The organism is Lysinibacillus sp. GbtcB16 (assembly GCF_019091145.1).
In the GTDB taxonomy this organism is placed as follows: Bacteria; Bacillota; Bacilli; order Bacillales_A; family Planococcaceae; genus Lysinibacillus; species Lysinibacillus fusiformis.
In genome coordinates, this window is the sequence record NZ_JAGXJV010000604.1 from 1 (window position 1) to 255 (window position 255).

A 255-nucleotide genomic window follows, 5' to 3' on the forward strand; every position below is an offset into this window, starting at 1 on the left:
TACGAATTTCGACGGAAACAAGCAGTGCCAATGAACGGACAGCGCAAGCCAACATCCCGCAGATATGGCATATTTTTTATGAGCAAAATATTGTTGACCAATTATCTAAGTTGGATAATCAAAGCGTGTACGGTGTGTATTCGGACTATGAAACTGATGTAAACGGCAATTATTCCATAACACTTGGTGTAGAAGCCTCATTGTACACAGCACCATCTGATTTAGTCATCAAGACTATTCCAGCAGCCAAATATT

The 255-nt window shown here is 40.0% G+C and carries 1 protein-coding gene; it reads left to right on the forward strand.

The annotated features are described in order from the left end of the window. A partial coding sequence (locus tag KVT27_RS25370; RefSeq protein WP_217582248.1) for a GyrI-like domain-containing protein occupies positions 1-255 on the forward strand: 255 nt, incomplete at both ends.